Origin of the sequence: Bacillus sp. FSL M7-1020 (assembly GCF_038050415.1) — a bacterium.
GTDB classification, from domain to species: Bacteria; Bacillota; Bacilli; order Bacillales; family Bacillaceae_G; genus Bacillus_A; species Bacillus_A toyonensis.
On record NZ_JBBOTW010000003.1, the window covers coordinates 47,109 to 66,620 of the forward strand.

Below are 19,512 nucleotides of genomic sequence, written 5' to 3' on the forward strand. Positions count from 1 at the left end.
GAATTAGTTTGGATTATCGAAATATTGAAGATATTGTCAAAGACATGTGGTTAGAGGCGTTTAAAAAAAATGAAATATCAACACAAGAGGATTTTTTTGATCTGGGTGGTCATTCACTAATGGCAGCTCAACTTGTAACTAAGATGAGAGAAACATTTAAAGTAAATATTTCATTACTTACTTTTTTTGACAATTCTAGTATTGAAAGTTTAGCCGAAAGAATTTATCAATTGCGAGCGGAAATAGAGAATGTAGATAGTAATGAAATAAAAAAATGAAAAAAGAATGAGTTAACGGTAAATAAATGTGATAGACAAGTAAGTCTAATAAAAATGCACAATATAATAAAAAGGAGGGTCAATGATGAATAGGACAAATAGAATTTCTGATGAGTCTAACTATAATTTGTTTCTAAATCAAGCGTGGAACGGATTAGTAAATTCCCGTACTCCACAAAAATGTGTACATGAGTTATTTAAGGAACAGGTATTAAAAGCACCAAAGTCAATAGCGTTAACTTGTAATGGAAAAAGCCTTACTTATCATGAATTAGACATAATTACAGATAGCTTTGCACAAGACCTAATTGATAAAGGGAGTGGACCAGAAACGGTAATTGCTGTGCTTACCCACAGATCAATTGAAACAATTGTTTCAATTCTCTCAATTTTAAAAGCTGGAGGATGTTACTTAGCAATAGAACCGGATATTCCAACGATAAGGTTAGATTATATTATTAAAGATGCGAATCCGAGTATTATTATTACTACCGGAAACCACTTGAATAAGTTAGATGGTATAAGAGAAGACATTTCGACTATAAATATTGATGTCGATTTGGAAAGGATTCGTTCGAAAAAGCTAATATCTACAGAACGTTCTATAACTCCGAGCAATCTTGCTTATATTAGTTATACTTCTGGTACTACTGGTAAACCAAAAGGTGTATGTATAACGCATCAATCAATTACAAGACTAGTTAAAGGTGAAGAATCTTTATTACTAGGATCAGATACAGTATTTTTACAATTGGCACCAATTGCTTTTGATGCATCTACTTTAGAAATATGGGGAACGTTGACTAATGGTGGAAAGTTGGTTATTTACTCACATCAAGAAGTCACTTCTGAGGAAATCCAAACAATAATTGAACGTGACTCAATTAATACATTATGGTTAACATCCGGATTATTTCATTTAATGATAGATACTAATATTAGTATTTTTAAAGATATTAAACATGTTTTAGCAGGTGGGGATGTGATTTCTGCTAGACATGTGAATCAATTACTTGATACCAATTCGGATATTATATTTACGAATGGTTACGGTCCTACGGAGAATACAACCTTTACTACTACTTGGTCAGTAAATAATAAGAAAAGCATTCAGGGTAATATACCAATTGGAAAGCCTATTAATGGTACTACAGTCTATATTCTTAATACTAATTTATCACCAGTTACAATTGGGGAAATTGGAGACCTATATACTGGAGGAGAAGGACTAGCGAGATGTTATTTGGGAAGATCGAGAGAGACTGCGGGTAAGTTTATACCGAATCCTTTCTCTGAAAATTACGGAGAGAGAATGTATTATACCGGCGACCAAGCGAGATGGAATAATGATGGTACTATTGATTTTATAGGCAGAAAAGATCAACAAGTTAAAATAAACGGCTATCGAGTAGAGACTAATGAAATTGAAATGACATTAAAAGAACATGATGAAGTAATGGATGCCGTAGTTGTTGTTCAGAATATTGAAAATGATAAGCGGTTAATAGCATATGTTATTCCAAAAACTAAAAATTGCGATTATATATCTTTAACACGTAGCCTTCAGGTATACTTGAAGAAGAAATTACCATTTTATATGGTACCTTGGGTAATCTCAATTATTCAAAATTTACCTCTCACAATGAATGGGAAGGTTGATCGAAATGCACTACCTACAACTTTAAGAAAGCCTAGAAATTTGGAGAATGAATATATTCCCCCAACCAATTCAATTGAGTTATACTTAACAAATTTATGGGGTGAAATGTTAAAAGTTGAGCCAGTTGGAGTAAAAGATGATTTTTTTGAACTTGGTGGACACTCTTTGATTGTTGCTCAATTAATCTCACAAATTAGAGAAGATAAAAAAGTTCCTATTCATTCTAGAAATATATATTTAAATCCAACAATTGAAGGTTTGGCAAAAACCATTGAGTTTGAAAATTTCGTTAAATAAGAGGGGGAATTTTTATGAGATTAACCAGACCTACCGATTCTGTAGGAGTAGTTATTGAGGATTTTAATTTATCGGATCCATATTTACATAGTCATGGTGATGTGCACTTAATATGGCATGCTATGCGTGAGCGTGCTCCGGTACATTGGCAAAATGTTAATGATGGGTTAGGATTTTGGTCTGTTACAAAACATGCAGATGTCGCTATGGTATTAAGTGATCACACATTATTTACATCCGAGAGGGGGACATTATTAAATCTACTGGGTACTGATGATCCAGCAGGAAAGAGACAGATGACTGCTACAGATCCTCCAAGACATACACAAATGAGAAGACCAATCCAGCAGGGTTTTAAACCGCGTACACTAAAAAAATATTCAGATGTTATCCGTAATGAAATCCGTAAATTACTAGAACCTGCTGCTAATGGGGAAGTGATAGACTTTGCTTCAGCTATGATGTCTCTTTCAACTGCAGTTGCCGGTACCATTTTAGGATTACCTGCTAGTGATTGGCCTAAATTAACACATTTGACAGCTATGGCAATAGCGCCCGATGACCCAAAATATCAGCTTCCTGAAGGAACAAAAGCCTCTTTACATAAAGCACATAGAGAGATATTTGCCTACTTCGAAGATATTATTCATGAAAAGAAGGAATGGGAAGATGATGAAGTACTTGGTATTCTTCTTAAACTTAAAATTGATGGACAGCCAATGGATTTAGGGGCCGTTTTAGCCAACTGCTATAGTCTGTTATTAGGTGCAAATGTTACTACACCTCATGTTCCATCAGGTGCCTTATATACATTAATTGAAACAAACAGTTATGAAGATTGGGCAAATAATCCAGATTTAATTGCAACTGGTGTGGAAGAAGCATTACGGTGGTCATCTCCAGCTAGTCATTTTATGAGATATGCTTTAGAAGATGTTTATATCCGCGGTACAAAGATTAAAAAAGGTGATGCAGTAGTTGCGTGGATAGGGTCAGCAAATCGGGATGAAGCCGTTTTTACAGATCCATTTAAATTTGACATTAGACGAAAATATAATCCACATATAGCGTTTGGAAAAGGTGCTCACTATTGTGTTGGCCATCCTGCAGCACGTCAAACGATTAAAATTTTATTTGAAGAATTATTTAACCAATTTGAAGCCTTTGAATTTGCTGGTAGGGAAGAACACTTGGCATCAAATTTTATTGCAGGATTCAAAACTTTACCTATTAAAGGACATTTAAAGACTAGAAATAATATAACTTCAAAACTAGATCTTAAATATATATAATGCTTAATTAAAATGAGGGGTGACCGTAATGAACGGAGTTGACAGATTAAAGAGAATGAACAAGTGGTTTCTTAGGGAGCCATCAGCTACTAGTAAAGCAAGGTTATTTTGTCTTCCTTATTCAGGCTGTGGGGCTAGTATGTATCGCCAATGGCCATATTTTATTGGAGATATAGAAGTATGCCCAGTACAATTACCTGGTAGAGAGAATCGTTATATAGAGGAATCATACTCTTCATATGAAGAATTAGCGGAACAAGTAATTCCTAATTTATTGCCTTATCTTGATCGACCATTTGCGTTTTTTGGACATTGTGGCTCCGCATTACCTTGTTATGAAATAGCATTGCAATTGATTCGTAATGGGCAGCCAATGCCCTCTCATCTATTTATCTCATCACAAGTGGCCCCGCATGATGGTCCACAGGGGAGATTTTTAACAATGTCAGATGTAGAATTGTACGAGGAGTTAAAGCATCTCATTATTCAAATGGGGGGTGCACCAATTCCAGATTTAATTGAACTTAATCTTGGGGTTTTACGGAAGGATGTTGACGCAAATAAAAAGTACAAGCCAATAGATATAACAAAATTAAATTGCCAAATCACAGCTGTTGGTTGGAATGATGATGCTGAGATAAATCCAAACGATATGAAAGGCTGGAGTGAATGTGGCGATACGGATTTTGTTACTCTTTTAGGAAATCATTATAGTTTTTTAGAGGGACCAGAAGAATTATTTAATTTAATTAAATCAAAATTAGTAATTTGAACCAACTTGCTTAATACCTTGACGAGATTTTTTAAGTGGTGATTCCAGTAAATAATGATGTATCTACTAGTGATTTGAGCAGGATTGCTCCGTAGTTCCTACGCTGAGAACTTAAGTGTCTTGTACATTGACTCATCACGCTTCCTACTTCAACTTGACTTTCACAACTTCGGCAAGCGTGGGATGAGAATGTTGAAGATTATATGATAGTAACGATTTTTATGCAACCAACTTCAAATCTTAAGTTTGCAAAGAGCAATCTGTCTAAGTATATGGTAGCAAACATTTTGACATTCATCTCGAGCCGCACTCCTGGTGCTAGCATACCTTCACACAAATTGTGGAAGGAGTCTTCTGTGGGAAACAGGTAAAAAATAAGTGGAACCCGTAATCTTAAAATTGGGATTCCACTTATCCTTTTATAAATGAAGTTCATTTAATAAAGACTTAGGGTGTGTTTTTTCTATTATGAGATGATTAGCTTTATGGAAATTCTTGAAAATTCGCAATCCGTCTTCAAGAGATCTAAGGAGCATTTTATTAATTTTTATATGATCTTCTAGTTGAAGTAAGCGGATAGATAATGTTTTTTCGTCACGTATATATTTAGGATCAATTCTACCAATTATAGAGTCTCCATATAGAATAGGCATAGCATAATATCCAAATTTACGCTTCGATGCTGGAAAGTAAATTTCCCATTTGTAGCTAAAATCAAAAATATCTTCTAGGCGTGTCCTTCTCCAAAGTAGGTTATCTAACGGGGGTAAAAATTTTATTGAATTTGAACTAGAGATAGCATTTTTTTTGCAACCTAAACTTGTTAAACACTCTTGATCCTGACTTAATATGTAATATTGTCTATTGACTCCTTCTATTTGTAAGGGAAGGATCTCTCTCTTTTTTAGTAGAACGTCACAAATATTTTTACGTTCTTTTGCGGTTGTTTTATACCAACCAAAACGTGGGTCTTCAAAATCAAATACTCTATAGGCCCGCATATATTTCTGAATCAAAGCTTCTTTTGCTTCATCATTGTCAATTTTTTGAGATTTGAAAAGTTGGTTTTGGGGGATGTTTATTTCAGACAAAGCAAAAAATTTTTCGTTTCCAATTCTATTTGCCACTGTTATTTTACCAAGATCAAACAAAATGTTTAACGCTAATGTAGTTTCCTTTGTACTTGCTTTAGTAGTGTCCCAATATCCTTTTACACGTGTAATTGATTGAAATGAACGGGAAGGAAGGGGACCTTCTTTTAGTAATCTGGTCATAATCTTTTCCATTACAGGTTCAAGGTTTTGAGTCGAATTATGTATATGAGAACCATAATACTCTCTTATAGGCTCAAATATCGCAAAATCATCCATAGGTATAATGCATGCTGCATTAGCAACATATTCAAAGACTTCTCTTGTAGAAAGTAGATTTTCTAAATGTTGGTTTTGATAGTGGGTATTTCTTGCATGAAGGACTAAATGATGATTTCTTTCAACTGCTGCAACTGGGTCTAATTGTATACACTCTAGTTTACGAATAATTGATAGTGTGGTATCTGAATCTGCAGAAGGCTGAATTTCTAATTGATTCCAAAGACCTTGTTTTTGGAGTAAGAATCTTTTAATAGTAGTTTTATCAACAGCTAATTTGTATGTATTCATATTTCCCCCTATTTTCTTGAAAAATAAATAATAAATTCTAACACATACAGTCTATGATGGATAATATTAGAAGTCAACATCGAAATCGAGATTAAAATTTTTATATTTACGAAAGAGGAGTGGAAGTAATGACAACTGCAACAACCCCAAAAAATGATAACGATTTTTCAAAGAGGGGACTAATTCGGAATAAAAAATATATTCAATGGTCCCTTGCAATACAACTCATGAGAGCACCATCTCTTATGACATCACTTGCTTTTGTAATTATTGGATACTATGTGACGGGAGGACACACCATTGGTGGTTTAATGGTTACTGCGTATACTATTTGCTTAACCTTCTTTGCAGTTCCAGGCGGGCGTCTTGTTGATAAAATGGGAGTAACAAAGGGATTGCTTTTTTTGTTAATAGGTAGTAGTGTAACGTTCATTTGTCTAACTATTGCAACTTCTTTGAAGTTGCCATCAGTATATTTAATAATATTAGCGGGGATTTCTGGTGCTTTTTTAGCTGGGGCACCAGGGGGGTTTCGTACACTTCTAAGTCGAATTATTCATAAAAAATTAATTCCATCAGCGATAGCTATTGATGCAACAGTTATTGAGGTTGTTGTTGTTACAGCACCACTTGTTGTTGCATTTGTAGCGACATTGTGGGAGCCAGGTGCAGCCTTAACCATGGTGGTTGCATCTTTACTATCAGCTATTCTAGCCTATAGTCTTGCTAGTGATTCGGAAGAAAATAAGCTGGAAAACGAATCTAATGTAACAGAATCATTTGCTGCTCCTAAGCGTCTTTGGTTAAATCCACGCTATATATTTTGGGTTTTAGTTAGTATTGCTTTCGGTCATGCTTTAGGAACTGCGGAAACAGGTGCGTTTCCGATCGCTCAATCTTTTGGTTGGAGCGCTAATACTGCTGCGCTTCTTATAGGAATTGTTGCTGTTTTTAGTATTATTAGTGGGCTTATTTATGCAGCGTTTGAAAATAAGTTAAGATTTTCTAAATTTTCGCAAGCATGTATAATGCTCGCAGCACTTGTGTTAGGGTGTTCAGGTTTATATATAAGTGAATCATGGGTAGTGTTAATTCCATCATTAATTGTAATTGGAACTTTTACAGCACCATTAATGATTGTTCGTTCTCAGGCAGTAGAAGATGAGATACCAATTGATAGAAAATCAGAAGGGTTTAGCCTAATCACTGCTGCCCATTCTATTGGATTTGGATTAAGTGGTGTCTTTTTAGCATCTTTTACGTTAAAAGGCATGCTAATTGCGGGGGCTGTAAGTGGAATTGTTGTTCTTGTACTTACTCCTGTTCTACTAAGTAAACGGTTATATGAGAAAGCTAAATTATCAAAAATAAAAGAAGATGGTGTTTTATCTAAAACTGTAGAGTAAAGGTGGTATATATGAATAAAATAGTTTTCGGCACAATGTTAGATGAAAGAAGTCGAAACTTAATTGAATGTACTTTTAAAAATATTAATTTTAAATTTTTTTCAGATATAGAACATGCTTCTATGTCTGAAAAGGAAGCGGAGGTAATTATAGGCTTTGGACATGAGATGACTGAACAAGTATTGAATAATTTTAAAAATATAAAATGGATCCACACTTTAAGTGCTGGTGTTGATTCACTTCCTTTTGATAAATTAAAGCAAAAAAATGTAATAGTTACAAATTCACGTGGGGTACATGCAATACCAATGGCTGAATACGCAATTGGTGTAATGTTACAATTAACAAAACATTTTTATGATTACTATAATTTAAAAAAAGAGAGGAGATGGGATAATTCACTCTTAGCAGAAGAGTTAGAAGGGAAGGTAATTGGCATTATTGGTACAGGAGCAATTGGATCTACAATTGCTAAAAAGCTGCAACCATTTAATACAATAATTAACGGAATAAATACTACAGGTAAAGCTATTCCTTATTTTGATTGGAATGGCTCAATGGATAAATTGGATCAATTGTTATCGACATCAGATTTTGTAATCCTCACTATTCCACTGACTAAAAAAACTGAAAATTTAATAACTAAAGACCAGTTAGATTTGATGAAAACAACTTCATATCTTATAAATTTATCTAGAGGGGAAATTGTTAATGAAGAGGCGTTGATATCTATACTTAAAGAAAGAAAAATTAGAGGTGCGGTTCTTGATGTATTTATAAATGAACCTTTACCTAAAAATCATCCTTTGTGGGAGTTGGATAATGTAATGATTACACCACATATATCCGATTCATCTCCATTTTTCTTTAATCGGGTAACTAAAATTCTAATTCATAATCTACACTGTTTTTCAAGAAATAAAAATAATATGATGATAAATCAAGTTGATTTAGAAAAACATTATTAAATAGCAGGTGTATAGCAATGATAATTGAAAGTTTTGCTGTTAAAATTCCTCAAAAAATGTCTTATGAGGAATCGAGTTTGATATTAAATAATATAACTTCTAAACAAAGAAGGAAAATTGAAAAATATAGACTAGAAAATGATAAGTACCGTGGTTTAGTTAGTCAAGCTTTGATTAGGGTTATATTATGTCAAATGTTGAAATGTAATAATTCAGATTTGATTTTTGGATATAATACTTTTGGAAAACCGTATGTTTATTCTAATATTCAACTGGAATATAATATTTCTCACTCTGGTAAATGGGTGGTAGGTTCATTTGGTAGAAAGCCAGTGGGAATCGATATCGAATTAATAAAAGAGGAATTGGATTATGAGATGTACACTAAAGAATTTTTTTCATCGAACGAGCATTTATATATAAATAATATTAAAAAAGCAGAAATCTCAAATTCTTTTTTTGAGTTATGGACATTAAAGGAAAGTTATATCAAGTGTATTGGGATGGGATTATCCATTCCGCTACATTCATTCTCGATTCTGAAGAATACAGAGTCTATAAGTATAATTGATTTAAAAGGTCATATACTACCATATAACTTTACTCAATATAACATTGACCAGGATTATAAACTAGCTGTTTGCAGTACAAGCTCTAGTTTTGCTAATCAAATTAAATTGATTGAATACCAAAATGTTATGAGACTATTCAATCAAATATGTAACACTAAAGGGAGCTTTATTTAAAATTATTTTGTATGATAAATGAAAATTATGTACCAATAGAAATCTAACGATTATATATCAAATTCATAGAAAAATAATTAGGTTTAATAATACCGTTTGTTAAAAATTGAAAGTTAACGTTGTTTTCATAATATATGAAACTGAAAAATTAATAAGAAAATAAAATCTCTATACAAACTGGAGGATAAAATTATGAATATTCTTGGAATCGGTGGATCTGAGCATGATTTTTCTGCGACTGTAATAAAAGATGGTAAACTAATTTGCTCTATTGAAGATGAGAGACTTACACGAGTAAAGTATTCTTTAGAAAGTGATTTGACGGTTACTCCAATGATTAAGGAGAGAAGGGCTATTAACTATTGTCTAACAGAGGCATCGTTAACACTTGAAGATTTAGACCTTATTATAAGTAATGATTTAATAAATTCAGATTATTTGCCTGATTTTCGAAAAGAAATTCTAATGGTTAATCACCATTTAACACATGCAGCAAGCACCTTTTTTACATCACCATTCAATGAAGCGGCTATACTAGTAGTAGATGGAATTGGTACGTTAGTAGATGAGTCGAAAAATATTCATGAAACAATAACTTTATATTATGGAAAGGGAACTGAAATTCAAGAAATCGGAAAAGTTAATGGTAAGGGGATTGAGAATCCAGTGTCTGGTTGGTCACTTTTTGAGAACTCAATCGGTAGGTTTTATTACAGAGTTACAGCAGAGATAGGTTTCGGCTTTTTAGAAGAAGGAAAAACAATGGGGTTAGCCCCATATGGTAGAGATATTTATGTTACTGAGTTTAATAGATTTTATAGTATAACTGGCTTTAACTTTAAACAGTCTCATGAGCAAAAATTAGAAATGGTTACATTTATTAGAGGGATAATCCAATCTGCAAATGATAGATTCCAAGCAACCGCAGATATTGCTTTTGCTGCTCAGTTTCATTTGGAAAAAATCATGATAACAATCTGTAATTCTCTTTATGAAATGACAGGATGTAATAATATATGTTTAGCTGGTGGTGTAGCCTTGAACAGTGTAGCAAATAAAAAGATACTAGAGAATACACCTTTCAAAGCTATATATGTTCAGCCTGCAAGTGGAGATGCTGGCACAGCCATTGGTGCAGCTCTTTATGGTCAGCATGTATTAGCAAAGAAACCGCGTGAAACATCATTGCACCCTTTTTCTCCATATCTCGGTAAAGAATATTCTGAAAATGATGTCATAAGAGCATTAGAAGCTCATGGTAGTCATATTAATATTATAAAGCCTAAAGAGTATATTGAAACAGTAGCGAATTTAATAACTGAAGGACATATAATAGCATGGTTTAATGGACGGTCTGAAATAGGACCTCGTGCATTAGGAAACAGGAGTATTTTAGTTGATCCAAGAAGAAAGAATATGAAAGACACTTTAAATTCTAGAGTAAAACATCGAGAAGCATTTCGACCTTTTGCGCCTATAGTATTAGAAGAGAAACAGGGTGAATATTTTGAATTAGCTCATCCTTCTTACTATATGTTACTAGTACCTCAAATATTATCAGAAAAACAAAAAGAAATCCCTGCAGTTACTCATGCTGATGGGACTGGACGAGTTCAAACTGTATCGAAAATATTAAACCCTGAACTTCATGAGTTATTGTCGCAATATTATAAAATAACTGGAGTCCCAGTACTTTTAAACACATCCTTTAATGATAATGGTGAACCTATTGTTGAGAGCCCACATGACGCTTTAAAGTGTTTTTTAGGTACTGATATAGATTATTTAGCTATTAATGGATATCTGATAAGTAAAAAATAAAAATTTATTTTTTGGCTTTCTAGAAATGTTTTTCATAAATGTCTTCTAATAATTCATGTTATTCATGATTTATTAGAGGACACTTTCTTTAATCGGAAGAATCGTTTATTATTTTTGAATTTATGAAATTTTAATTAGTTGTTTATTACTTGATTTTGTGGAGTTAGTCGCAGGGGGTGCGACCTTTTTCGTAATGATCAAGGATGCGACAAAACTTGAGGGAGCAATTGATAATATTTAGTTTGATCCTCTTTCATAACATATATTTTATAAATAAATGTCCCTTAACGTTCAATTTTCTTTTTTGATATGGTGAAGCGAGGTATGCAAAATAAAAGCTCTTCATTTGCAAAAGCAAACAAAGAGCAAAGTCATGAGTGACCGCCTGAGAAAGAAATTCGCAGATTTCTTTCCTCAATATTTTAACATATAAAAAGTTTTAGAGAAAAGGGGCATGTAAAATGGGAGAAGGGCGTATTTCCTTTCAGCAAAGGTTGATCGTCAGTTTTTGGTTCATTATGTTTCTCATGTATGGAGAAAACCTGTTAAAATAGAATGGAGTCGAAAGTCTAAATACCCTTTGGTAGCTCTCATAGGTGTAAATCTATGAGCTTTTATAACAAGGTGATATAAAATTTCACGTACCATAATATTTAATGAAAAATATCCAATCGATTATAATTAGGGGATTTTCGCCCATCCTTTGCGAAAGGGGCACGGGCGAAAAAATCTTGTTAGATTACTTATTTAATTTTTTAATCTAACACTTTAAAATCATATGCATGGATTGATTTCCCTCCCCGGACAGATTTGAAAATTTCTTCCATACCACTAATTTCAGTTTCTTTAATTTTTTTACCATCTTTTAAAGAATAAACTTCTATATAATAACTATTTTTCCGATTTTTATCATATCTTAAGACATGTAATTGGTTTCCTTGGAAGAAGGTTTGCTCATTATATCTAACTCCATCAGTTTCGTTATAATCAATCTTAAATTTAGTATTTACAGTATTTGTCTGTGTATTAAACGCCATAACATTGCCTAATCCATTTATAAAATATAGTTCATTATTATGTAGATAAGCGGAATTATTTTTGGTAAAAGGTATTGAAGCTGTAGTGTTTTCTTCGGAAGACAACAAAATTAATTCCTGTTTTAATGTTGTTCTATTGATACGAAACAAATAAACTTTACCTTTAACTGTATTATCATTTTCAACTAAAATCGTATAGTAAGAATTTGAATCACTTAAAATAGAAGAATAACTAGAATATGACATGTTTTTATCTAAACTAATTTCTGTAACATCTTCAAGTTTCATCTTTAAATCATTAAATGCTAACTTTTTCAAACTATATTCTTTTTTATCTATGTCATGAGTCATGACCAAAATAGTTTCTTCATCCACTCCAGCGCTCATAAGGTAATGTGGAATATTCCCTTTTTGAATGCCTATTTTATTACCATATACAACATTTGAATCATATTCTCCAGTATCAGGATTACTACCAGAATTATAGATATTTACAAACAAGTCACTGCTCTTTAAATATGCTCTGTAATCTCCTGTATGTTGGTATTTCATCTTAAACTCTTTAAAGTTTTCTCCTACAATTTTAAGCTTATCTTTACTTTCTAATAAAAGTTCTTTTTTATTATCCGATATTCCTATGCCACCAAGTTCTAAGCCATTCATTTTATAACCACTTGCTTGGCCATTTTTATTAATAAACACGGCATAACTAATACCCTTACCATCCATGTCTTGATCAGCTGTAGAAGAAAGGTATATCACAGCTTGCTTATCCTTTAAAAAATAATTTTTTTAACATCTTCCTCCGATATTAAATCCACATTTGAGTTTCTAAAAAAGAAGTAATAGACTAATACTGTAACCACAATTACACCTAAAATTGCAAATAGTATTTTTTTCATTATGATATCTTCCTTTCTTACAAGAAGAAGTGCAACAAATATATTTGCTGCACTTCTTTCTATTAGATATTTCGAATTGTTGATGTCTGTTTTGCATCACGAACATCTCGTGGATATACGCCAGCTCCACCATCTTTATCTAAGTCTAAACCACCATTAAGCTTATATGCTGACCAAATAAGTTTCGAACAATTTTTCGCTCCATAATGAGTAGTACTTCTATTTGTAGCGAAATTATAAGAATATCCGTCTTTACCTACACGATCTTTCGCCCACCATGCAGCATCATTTTTATTTTGCCAAGAAGTATTTACAGATTTGACAACAGCATCGCCTTTATCGACTTTTCGAGCTGTTGTGCTAAGTGTACGAACACCATCGCCTGGAACAGATTCTACTATTGTATTTGAACTATAGTACATACCAACATGTCCATGATTCAAATATGCAGTATAAGAACCAGTATAAAAACCAGTATAAAAGAAGTCGCCCATATTGCTATTACCTACAGAAACTGTACCACCACCAGCTCCTAATGTCTTTACCTTTTCATTTGCTTCTTTTTTACCTAAAGCTTCATCTCCTTTTAGATTAATAATAGGTTCTATTACATAGTACAATCTATTGAATTTAAATAGATGCTCTAGCTTCTTTTGTCTCTCGATTCTCGGTCCATATTTTCCAATGGAATCTTTTTTATTCTTTAAGGCTATTTGCTAAATCCCAAAAATATTTTTCCATTTTTGCACCAAAAGGGTCTTCAAACAGAAAAGTAACTTGAAGTAAATATGTTATTTTTAATGTAAAGTTCAAAAAGAATTTTTTTAATTTGTTAGCCACCAGAAAAAAGCTTCCTTTGTACAAACAATTTCACCGTATCTTTTGTACAAAAACTTCATATATTTAAACATAACTTAATGGGGGAGGCTATAAGTATGTATTTAAAAATACAAGAAAGAGCGAAGCGTATAAATGAATTAACTAAGCATCAAAAGAAACTAGAGCGCGAAAAAAATATATTAAAAAGTGAGTTTTATAGATTGTTGAAAGAAAATAAAAAATACAAAGATACTCCCGAAGAGGTAAGAACATTGGATAATTAGTCTCAATTTAAAGTTTCACTTGAATTTTAGTCAACTGCAGAAATATGAAAATAGTTTAACTTTAGTACTTGCTTAGCTATAATTATTTTTGATATTATATTTATTCGTAAATTTGACACAGCCTTTTAGGGTTTATACATGTTATACTTAATTGCATAGTAAATAAATTGTATCCCAGTACATTACTTACTATTACTAGTACCCAAATAACTTAATATGATACGGTAAAAAGCCTCTTTTCAACGTGAAAAGAGGCTTTTTTTCATTACTATTTAGTTAAGTATATGCTATAAATTAAAAAGGCATCTTTACATTAATTTTGTGAAATTTAAAGTCATAACTGTATTAAATACTTCTAATAATCATAATGATTACGAGAAAGTTAGCACCGGTTTAAAAAAAGCATATTTTAAGAAATATATATTTCTTTCATAGGATTAAGATAAGGATCATATATTATATCAACATGTTACATTGAAAGGGTGAATATATGATTTCATTGTATTCGGTAAGTTATATTTTAGTCACAGGTAATACTGCTATAAAAAAGGTAGCTAAAGTTCATGCCTCCTCAGAAGTTTTTGCTGTAAATAAAATTAAAAGAGAATTAGAACGTAGGTTTTCACATCCAACAAAAATTGAAGTTTTTCCGGTTTAATAAAAGCAGAACCGTTCCTTGTTTCCTTATTAATTCTTGTGTAATTAGTATATGTTAAAACTAATCTTCTTTAATTAAAATTCCGCTTGATTATCAAGCATGGTACAATCGTAAACGACACCTAATATATCAAAGACTGTTTTCTTCTCATATTGATGAGTTTTTCGCCCTTTTTGCTGTAGGAGATTAAAATAGGCGAATTAGAACTTTTGATAACCTTTGGGTGTCTTTCTGTATGGGGTAACTCTTTATACATATAGAAATACTTTAATAATTTTTAAGATTATTCTAAAGGCATTCCTGGTCTACTCTTCATAGAAAATGATAGTAATTTCTTATTTTGGGGAAATGGATAGTAACACTTGTATATTTTCCTTCTTGTGATTGAATAGAAATATCATGTCCCAATTTCAAAACCATTTGATTTACAAGGTACAGTCCCATCCCAGTAGATTTTGTATATGTTCTTCCAGTAGAACCTGTGAATCCTCTTTCGAACACACGATGTATATCTTCTTGCTTTATCCCAATGCCTGTATCTTGAATAAGCAATCGTTTTTCTTTATGATCCTCCTCAAAACGGAAAAAAATATCTCCACCTTCATTTACATACTTTAAAGCATTTGCAGTAATTTGGTCTATGATAAATGCAAGCCATTTACTATCACTTTGAACGAATTTCTGTACTTCCTCCATATGAAAGTGAATTCGTTTCGTGATAAAAATTTTGGCATATTTTTTTACACTTTGTTTAATGATTTGATTTAACTGTACATCTGTAATGAAATAGTCTTTTGAAAACGAGTCAATCCGTGAATAGTAAAGAGCCTGTTCCACATAATTATCAATTTTGTACAGCTCATCTTCAAACTTATCTACAAGAAAATCTACTGTTTTTCCCGTACTGTTCTCAATGAGTAAGTTACTTGCGGCTATTGGAAGCTTTACCTCGTGAACCCAAGACATAATAAAATCTTGGTGGTCTATTTTCTCGTGAATCAACTTTTGAAGTTGCTTAGAATGATTATCTCGTACTACTTTTATCATTTTGACATATAAAGCTTGTTCATAATTTTGTGGTGCAATCAACTCTATAGGAAAGTCTTCCTTTTGGTTTTCTATTATGTTATTTAGCTTCAGGTAAAAAGATCTCCTATAATAATATCCAATAGTAATATACAGACTTACGAAAAGGAAACAAATAACGTGAGTATAGAACAGATTATTAATCACGAGATTCCGACTATCATTTACAACCATAATTAATGAAATAAACAACATGAATATGAAGTACAGTATGAAAAAGAATCGTTTATCTTTTATATATTGAAAAAAATTCATAAAATGATATACCCGTATCCTTTCTTAGTAGTAATGAAGCCTTCCTTACCGAGGTCAGTAATTTTTTTGCGTATCCGTGTAATGTTAACTGTTAAGGTGTTTTCGTCCACGAATCTTTCATCAGCCCAAAGACTGCGCATTATCTTTGTTCGGCTCACAACTGTTCCTTTATTTTGCATGAGAAGTTTTAAAATAATAAATTCATTTTTAGTTAGTGTAACGGCTTCATCCACATAAGACACATTGTAGGTTTTAAGGTTGAGCACAATTCCATCATGCTCAATAACATTTAACTCTATTTCTTCTATATACGTATACGTCCTACGCAAGAGCGCATTAATTTTTGCCATTAAAACATCTGTGTGGAACGGCTTATTAATAAAATCATCCCCGCCCATATTCATTGCCATCACCATATCCATTGGTGTATTACGAGATGAAAGAAAAATAATCGGCGCTTTTGAAGTTTCTCTAATTTTATTACACCAGTAAAATCCATCAAATGATGGTAAATTAATATCCATTAGTACAAGGTGAGGATTATTTTTTAAAAATATCGATAATACTTGGTCAAAATCTTCAACTTTTACCGTAGTAAATCCCCATTTTTCTATTGTCTCTCCCAACATATCTCTAATTGTTTTTTCGTCTTCTATAATCATTATTTTCATAGTTATTCCCCCAAAATCTTATATTAATAATAATTTGTGTTATATGTTACGTGTTCATACTGCTGCATGAAATTAAGATGACATAATCGTCTATATCACATTATAGTGGGAAAAATAAAGGAAAAAGGGATATTTGTTGTAAGGTGACAAAATTGTAAGGTTAACCTAAACAATTGTAAGGTTATTGAAGGGTTACATCATATAGAATAAAGCCTGTAAAAGAAAATAACTTCTTTAATGGAGGAAATATATATGAAGTTAATAGTAGACGCAAAACAAATTAAAAAAATGTATGGAGCAAAAGGGAATACGTTTACTGCATTACATGATATTGATTTAACTGTTCGCGAAGGTGAGTTTGTTGGAATTATGGGACCTTCGGGTGCCGGGAAGTCCACACTTTTAAATATTTTGGCGACCATAGATCAGCCGACAACCGGTGAGATTTTAATTGATGGAACAAGCATACTAAACATGAAAGAAGAACAATTATCTGCATTTAGGCGGGATAAACTCGGTTTCATTTTTCAGGATTACAATTTATTAGATACGTTAACAGTGAAAGATAATATTTTGCTGCCACTTGCACTAGCAAAAATGAATGTACAAGAAATAGAAAACAGAGTTAACGAAATTTCAGAGCGATTTGGCATTCATTCCATTTTAGATAAATATCCGTATCAAATTTCAGGAGGGCAGAAACAACGTACAGCTGCTTCACGAGCAATGGTATCTAAACCCAGCTTAATTTTAGCTGACGAGCCGACTGGAGCACTCGATTCAAAATCGGCAGCAGACTTATTGGAGAGTTTACAAAATTTAAGCCAAGAAGATAAAGCCACCATCCTCATGGTAACACATGATGCATTTGCAGCTAGTTATTGTAAACGTGTGCTCTTTATTAAAGATGGGACTCTGTTCACCGAACTCGTAAAGGGTAATTCTACCCGCAAAGAATTTTTCAAGAAGATATTAGATGTATTGTCCATTCTTGGAGGTGGTACAAGTGACGTTATTTAGTTTAGCGAAGAAAAATATTAAAGGGAATTTAAATAACTATCTTCTCTATTTTTTCTCAATGGTGGTGAGCGTTTTAATTTGTTACACTTTCAACTCACTATTATATACACCAGAGATTAAAAACGCCGTTAATAATATGGAAGATACAATGTCACAGACCTCTTTCGTTTTAATAGGATTTGTAGCAGTTTTCATCGGATATTCTAATGCATTCTTCACGAAAAAACGTAAAAAAGAAGTAGGTCTGTACTCGCTACTTGGAGTGAGAAAAAAAATCATCGCAAGAATGCTGTTTTTTGAAAATGTAATTATCGGAGCTATCACTTTAATATGCGGGCTCGTATTAGGCATCATATTATCCAGATTGTTTATTATGTTGCTCCTTAAGCTCGTAGGTGCTCCGGTGGATGTTAGTTTTAGTATTCCAATGGAAGCGATTATGAATACCACTATTACATTTACGGTCATTACAATTTTTACATCTCTTCAGTCGTATCTTTTAATATATCGCTTTAAATTAATTGAATTATTCCAAGCAGATAAAAAAGGGGAGAAAGTACCGAAAGCATCTATCGTTTCTGCCTTAGTTTCAATCATTTTACTAGTAAGTAGTTATTGGCTTATATTTAAAGGGGCAGCAATGCTTTCTATGCCTCTTGTTGCGATTGGAACGTATTTATTATTTCGTTCTTTGACTGTGTATTTGCTAAAACGTGCACAAAAAAATAAACCGAACTACTATAAAGGAATTAACATCATTGGAACATCTCACTTGTTGTACCGTGTAAAAGGAAATGCCCTTATGCTTACAGTTATCGCATTGCTAATTACAGCAGCACTTCCATATCTTCAAGCGAGTTTCTCTGAATATGCAATCACTGAAAAAGATGCTCATAGAACAGCTCCTTTTAGCTATATTCATCTTTCAAAAGACGAAACATCTGACAATCAAATCAAACGGGTTATTTCAAAAGACAAAGATCATCCGATTATAGCACAATTAGATATCCCGGTTATTCAAGTGAAAGGGAGTACTTCAGCACCATTCGAAGATAAAGATGATGTTTCCGTTAACTTGATCTCAGAAAATGGATTTCATAAAATGAACAAAGTTCTAAAATTAGGGGATATACCAAAACTAGCTAGTGAGCAAGCTATCGCATTTAAAAAATACCTTATTAACCAACCAGTTCCTAATTTCACGGGACAACAAGTGAATATTCAGCTACCTGAGGGGAATTATACTTTTAAACTCGAGAAACTCGAAAAAAAATCGATACAACTAACCTCTGGACCGGAGCTTTTATATATTGTCGTTGACGATGCGATGTTTAATCTTGTTGCAAAACAAGTCAGTCCAATCACATATAAAGCTTATAAAGTGGAAGATGAGAAAACAACAGAAGAAACATCTAAGATATTAATGAAATTAGCTGGGCAGGATACGCATATGCGTACATTCTATGAATGGTATAAAAAACTAAAGGCACTTACAGGGATGAAAATCTTTGTAGTTAGTTCTTTAGCATTAGTTTTACTAGTGGCAACAGGAAGTGTTATTTACTTCAAACAGCTAACAGAAGCACATTCAGATAAAAATCGTTATGAAATTTTACGAAAAATCGGTGTAAATAGAAAAGAAATACGAACTACGATAGCAAAACAAACGTTATTTATATTTCTTCTTCCGTTAATCATTGGCATATTGAATGCAGGCATGTTAACAATGTCTATAGTATTAAAATATAGCATGGACATACAGCAAGATATCATTTCATTTATATACGCTATGACAACGTATGGTGTGATCTACTTTGTTTACTACGTGTTAACCGTTAATTCATATAATAGAATTGTGAATAAATAAATATAAACCACC

15 protein-coding genes and 4 pseudogenes are annotated in these 19,512 nt (G+C 32.5%); 12 read left to right on the forward strand and 7 right to left on the reverse strand.

Going from position 1 to position 19,512, the window contains the following annotated elements:
* The first annotated feature begins 8 nt into the window (after positions 1-8).
* From MHB70_RS28935 to MHB70_RS28950, 4 genes are all read left to right on the forward strand, one after another.
* Positions 9-278: a phosphopantetheine-binding protein gene (locus tag MHB70_RS28935; protein ID WP_061529723.1), complete on the forward strand. Its 270-nt coding sequence runs from the start codon at positions 9-11 to the stop codon at positions 276-278.
* Positions 279-363: 85 nt separating this feature from the next.
* Positions 364-2,235, forward strand: coding sequence for a non-ribosomal peptide synthetase (locus MHB70_RS28940; RefSeq protein WP_061529722.1), 1,872 nt, complete (start codon positions 364-366; stop codon positions 2,233-2,235).
* Positions 2,236-2,249: 14 nt separating this feature from the next.
* On the forward strand, positions 2,250-3,527 hold the full coding sequence (locus MHB70_RS28945) for a cytochrome P450 (protein WP_061529721.1): 1,278 nt from the start codon (positions 2,250-2,252) through the stop codon (positions 3,525-3,527).
* A 28-nt stretch (positions 3,528-3,555) separates the two neighbouring features.
* A complete protein-coding gene (locus MHB70_RS28950; RefSeq protein WP_061529720.1) occupies positions 3,556-4,299 on the forward strand; it encodes a thioesterase II family protein in 744 nt (247 codons plus the stop codon).
* A gap of 419 nt (positions 4,300-4,718) precedes the next feature.
* On the opposite strand, the gene MHB70_RS28955 is transcribed toward MHB70_RS28950, so the two are convergent.
* Positions 4,719-5,960: a DNA glycosylase AlkZ-like family protein gene (locus MHB70_RS28955; RefSeq protein ID WP_061529719.1), complete on the reverse strand. Its 1,242-nt coding sequence runs from the start codon at positions 5,958-5,960 to the stop codon at positions 4,719-4,721.
* A 128-nt stretch (positions 5,961-6,088) separates the two neighbouring features.
* Here MHB70_RS28955 and MHB70_RS28960 point away from each other — a divergent pair, with 128 nt between their 5' ends.
* The 4 genes from MHB70_RS28960 to MHB70_RS28975 all read left to right on the forward strand — a co-directional run bounded on the left by MHB70_RS28960 (position 6,089) and on the right by MHB70_RS28975 (position 10,901).
* Positions 6,089-7,366 carry an MFS transporter gene (locus tag MHB70_RS28960; RefSeq protein WP_061529718.1) on the forward strand — a complete coding sequence of 426 codons (1,278 nt, stop codon included), beginning with the start codon at positions 6,089-6,091 and terminating at the stop codon, positions 7,364-7,366.
* Between the two features lie 11 nt (positions 7,367-7,377).
* Positions 7,378-8,334 carry a D-2-hydroxyacid dehydrogenase gene (locus MHB70_RS28965; RefSeq protein ID WP_061529717.1) on the forward strand — a complete coding sequence of 319 codons (957 nt, stop codon included), beginning with the start codon at positions 7,378-7,380 and terminating at the stop codon, positions 8,332-8,334.
* A gap of 17 nt (positions 8,335-8,351) precedes the next feature.
* Positions 8,352-9,080: a 4'-phosphopantetheinyl transferase family protein gene (locus MHB70_RS28970; protein ID WP_061529716.1), complete on the forward strand. Its 729-nt coding sequence runs from the start codon at positions 8,352-8,354 to the stop codon at positions 9,078-9,080.
* Between the two features lie 192 nt (positions 9,081-9,272).
* Positions 9,273-10,901: a carbamoyltransferase family protein gene (locus MHB70_RS28975; RefSeq protein WP_061529715.1), complete on the forward strand. Its 1,629-nt coding sequence runs from the start codon at positions 9,273-9,275 to the stop codon at positions 10,899-10,901.
* Between the two features lie 755 nt (positions 10,902-11,656).
* Here MHB70_RS28975 and MHB70_RS28980 read toward each other — a convergent pair.
* The 3 pseudogenes from MHB70_RS28980 to MHB70_RS28990 all read right to left on the reverse strand — a co-directional run.
* Positions 11,657-12,840: pseudogene (locus tag MHB70_RS28980) on the reverse strand (hypothetical protein).
* A 62-nt stretch (positions 12,841-12,902) separates the two neighbouring features.
* Positions 12,903-13,430 (reverse strand): annotated as a pseudogene (locus MHB70_RS28985) (hypothetical protein); the annotation flags it as partial.
* A gap of 109 nt (positions 13,431-13,539) precedes the next feature.
* Positions 13,540-13,635: pseudogene (locus tag MHB70_RS28990) on the reverse strand (monooxygenase); the annotation flags it as partial.
* Positions 13,636-13,775: 140 nt separating this feature from the next.
* Between MHB70_RS28990 and MHB70_RS28995 the strand changes: the two are divergent.
* Entirely contained in the window at positions 13,776-13,943 is a 168-nt protein-coding gene (locus tag MHB70_RS28995; protein ID WP_176545275.1) for a hypothetical protein, read from the forward strand.
* 490 nt (positions 13,944-14,433) lie between these two features.
* Positions 14,434-14,601, forward strand: coding sequence for a hypothetical protein (locus MHB70_RS29000; RefSeq protein WP_176548854.1), 168 nt, complete (start codon positions 14,434-14,436; stop codon positions 14,599-14,601).
* Positions 14,602-14,675: 74 nt separating this feature from the next.
* Here MHB70_RS29000 and MHB70_RS29005 read toward each other — a convergent pair.
* The 3 genes and pseudogenes from MHB70_RS29005 to MHB70_RS29015 all read right to left on the reverse strand — a co-directional run.
* Positions 14,676-14,838 (reverse strand): annotated as a pseudogene (locus MHB70_RS29005) (IS4 family transposase); the annotation flags it as partial.
* Positions 14,839-14,913: 75 nt separating this feature from the next.
* A complete protein-coding gene (locus MHB70_RS29010; protein WP_061529714.1) occupies positions 14,914-15,942 on the reverse strand; it encodes a sensor histidine kinase in 1,029 nt (342 codons plus the stop codon).
* Positions 15,939-16,613, reverse strand: coding sequence for a response regulator transcription factor (locus MHB70_RS29015; protein WP_061529713.1), 675 nt, complete (start codon positions 16,611-16,613; stop codon positions 15,939-15,941). Before MHB70_RS29015 ends, MHB70_RS29010 begins: the two co-directional genes overlap by 4 nt.
* Positions 16,614-16,865: 252 nt before the next feature.
* Between MHB70_RS29015 and MHB70_RS29020 the strand changes: the two genes are divergently transcribed.
* Positions 16,866-17,633, forward strand: a complete 768-nt coding sequence (locus MHB70_RS29020) for an ABC transporter ATP-binding protein (RefSeq protein WP_061529712.1) — start codon at positions 16,866-16,868, stop codon at positions 17,631-17,633.
* Positions 17,620-19,500, forward strand: a complete 1,881-nt coding sequence (locus MHB70_RS29025; protein ID WP_061529711.1) for an ABC transporter permease — start codon at positions 17,620-17,622, stop codon at positions 19,498-19,500. The genes MHB70_RS29020 and MHB70_RS29025 overlap by 14 nt, the downstream gene beginning before the upstream one ends.
* Positions 19,501-19,512 lie beyond the last annotated feature (12 nt).

Bases quoted from the DNA above. Each gene is read 5' to 3' on its own strand.
- MHB70_RS28960 (WP_061529718.1), top strand. From the start codon at position 6,089: ATGACAACTGCAACAACCCCAAAAAATGATAACGATTTTTCAAAGAGG.
- MHB70_RS28995 (WP_176545275.1), top strand. From the start codon at position 13,776: ATGTATTTAAAAATACAAGAAAGAGCGAAGCGTATAAATGAATTAACT.
- MHB70_RS29010 (WP_061529714.1), bottom strand. From the start codon at position 15,942: ATGAATTTTTTTCAATATATAAAAGATAAACGATTCTTTTTCATACTG.
- MHB70_RS29015 (WP_061529713.1), bottom strand. From the start codon at position 16,613: ATGAAAATAATGATTATAGAAGACGAAAAAACAATTAGAGATATGTTG.
- MHB70_RS29020 (WP_061529712.1), top strand. From the start codon at position 16,866: ATGAAGTTAATAGTAGACGCAAAACAAATTAAAAAAATGTATGGAGCA.
- MHB70_RS28970 (WP_061529716.1), top strand. From the start codon at position 8,352: ATGATAATTGAAAGTTTTGCTGTTAAAATTCCTCAAAAAATGTCTTAT.
- MHB70_RS29000 (WP_176548854.1), top strand. From the start codon at position 14,434: ATGATTTCATTGTATTCGGTAAGTTATATTTTAGTCACAGGTAATACT.
- MHB70_RS28975 (WP_061529715.1), top strand. From the start codon at position 9,273: ATGAATATTCTTGGAATCGGTGGATCTGAGCATGATTTTTCTGCGACT.
- MHB70_RS28945 (WP_061529721.1), top strand. From the start codon at position 2,250: ATGAGATTAACCAGACCTACCGATTCTGTAGGAGTAGTTATTGAGGAT.
- MHB70_RS28940 (WP_061529722.1), top strand. From the start codon at position 364: ATGAATAGGACAAATAGAATTTCTGATGAGTCTAACTATAATTTGTTT.
- MHB70_RS28965 (WP_061529717.1), top strand. From the start codon at position 7,378: ATGAATAAAATAGTTTTCGGCACAATGTTAGATGAAAGAAGTCGAAAC.
- MHB70_RS28955 (WP_061529719.1), bottom strand. From the start codon at position 5,960: ATGAATACATACAAATTAGCTGTTGATAAAACTACTATTAAAAGATTC.
- MHB70_RS28950 (WP_061529720.1), top strand. From the start codon at position 3,556: ATGAACGGAGTTGACAGATTAAAGAGAATGAACAAGTGGTTTCTTAGG.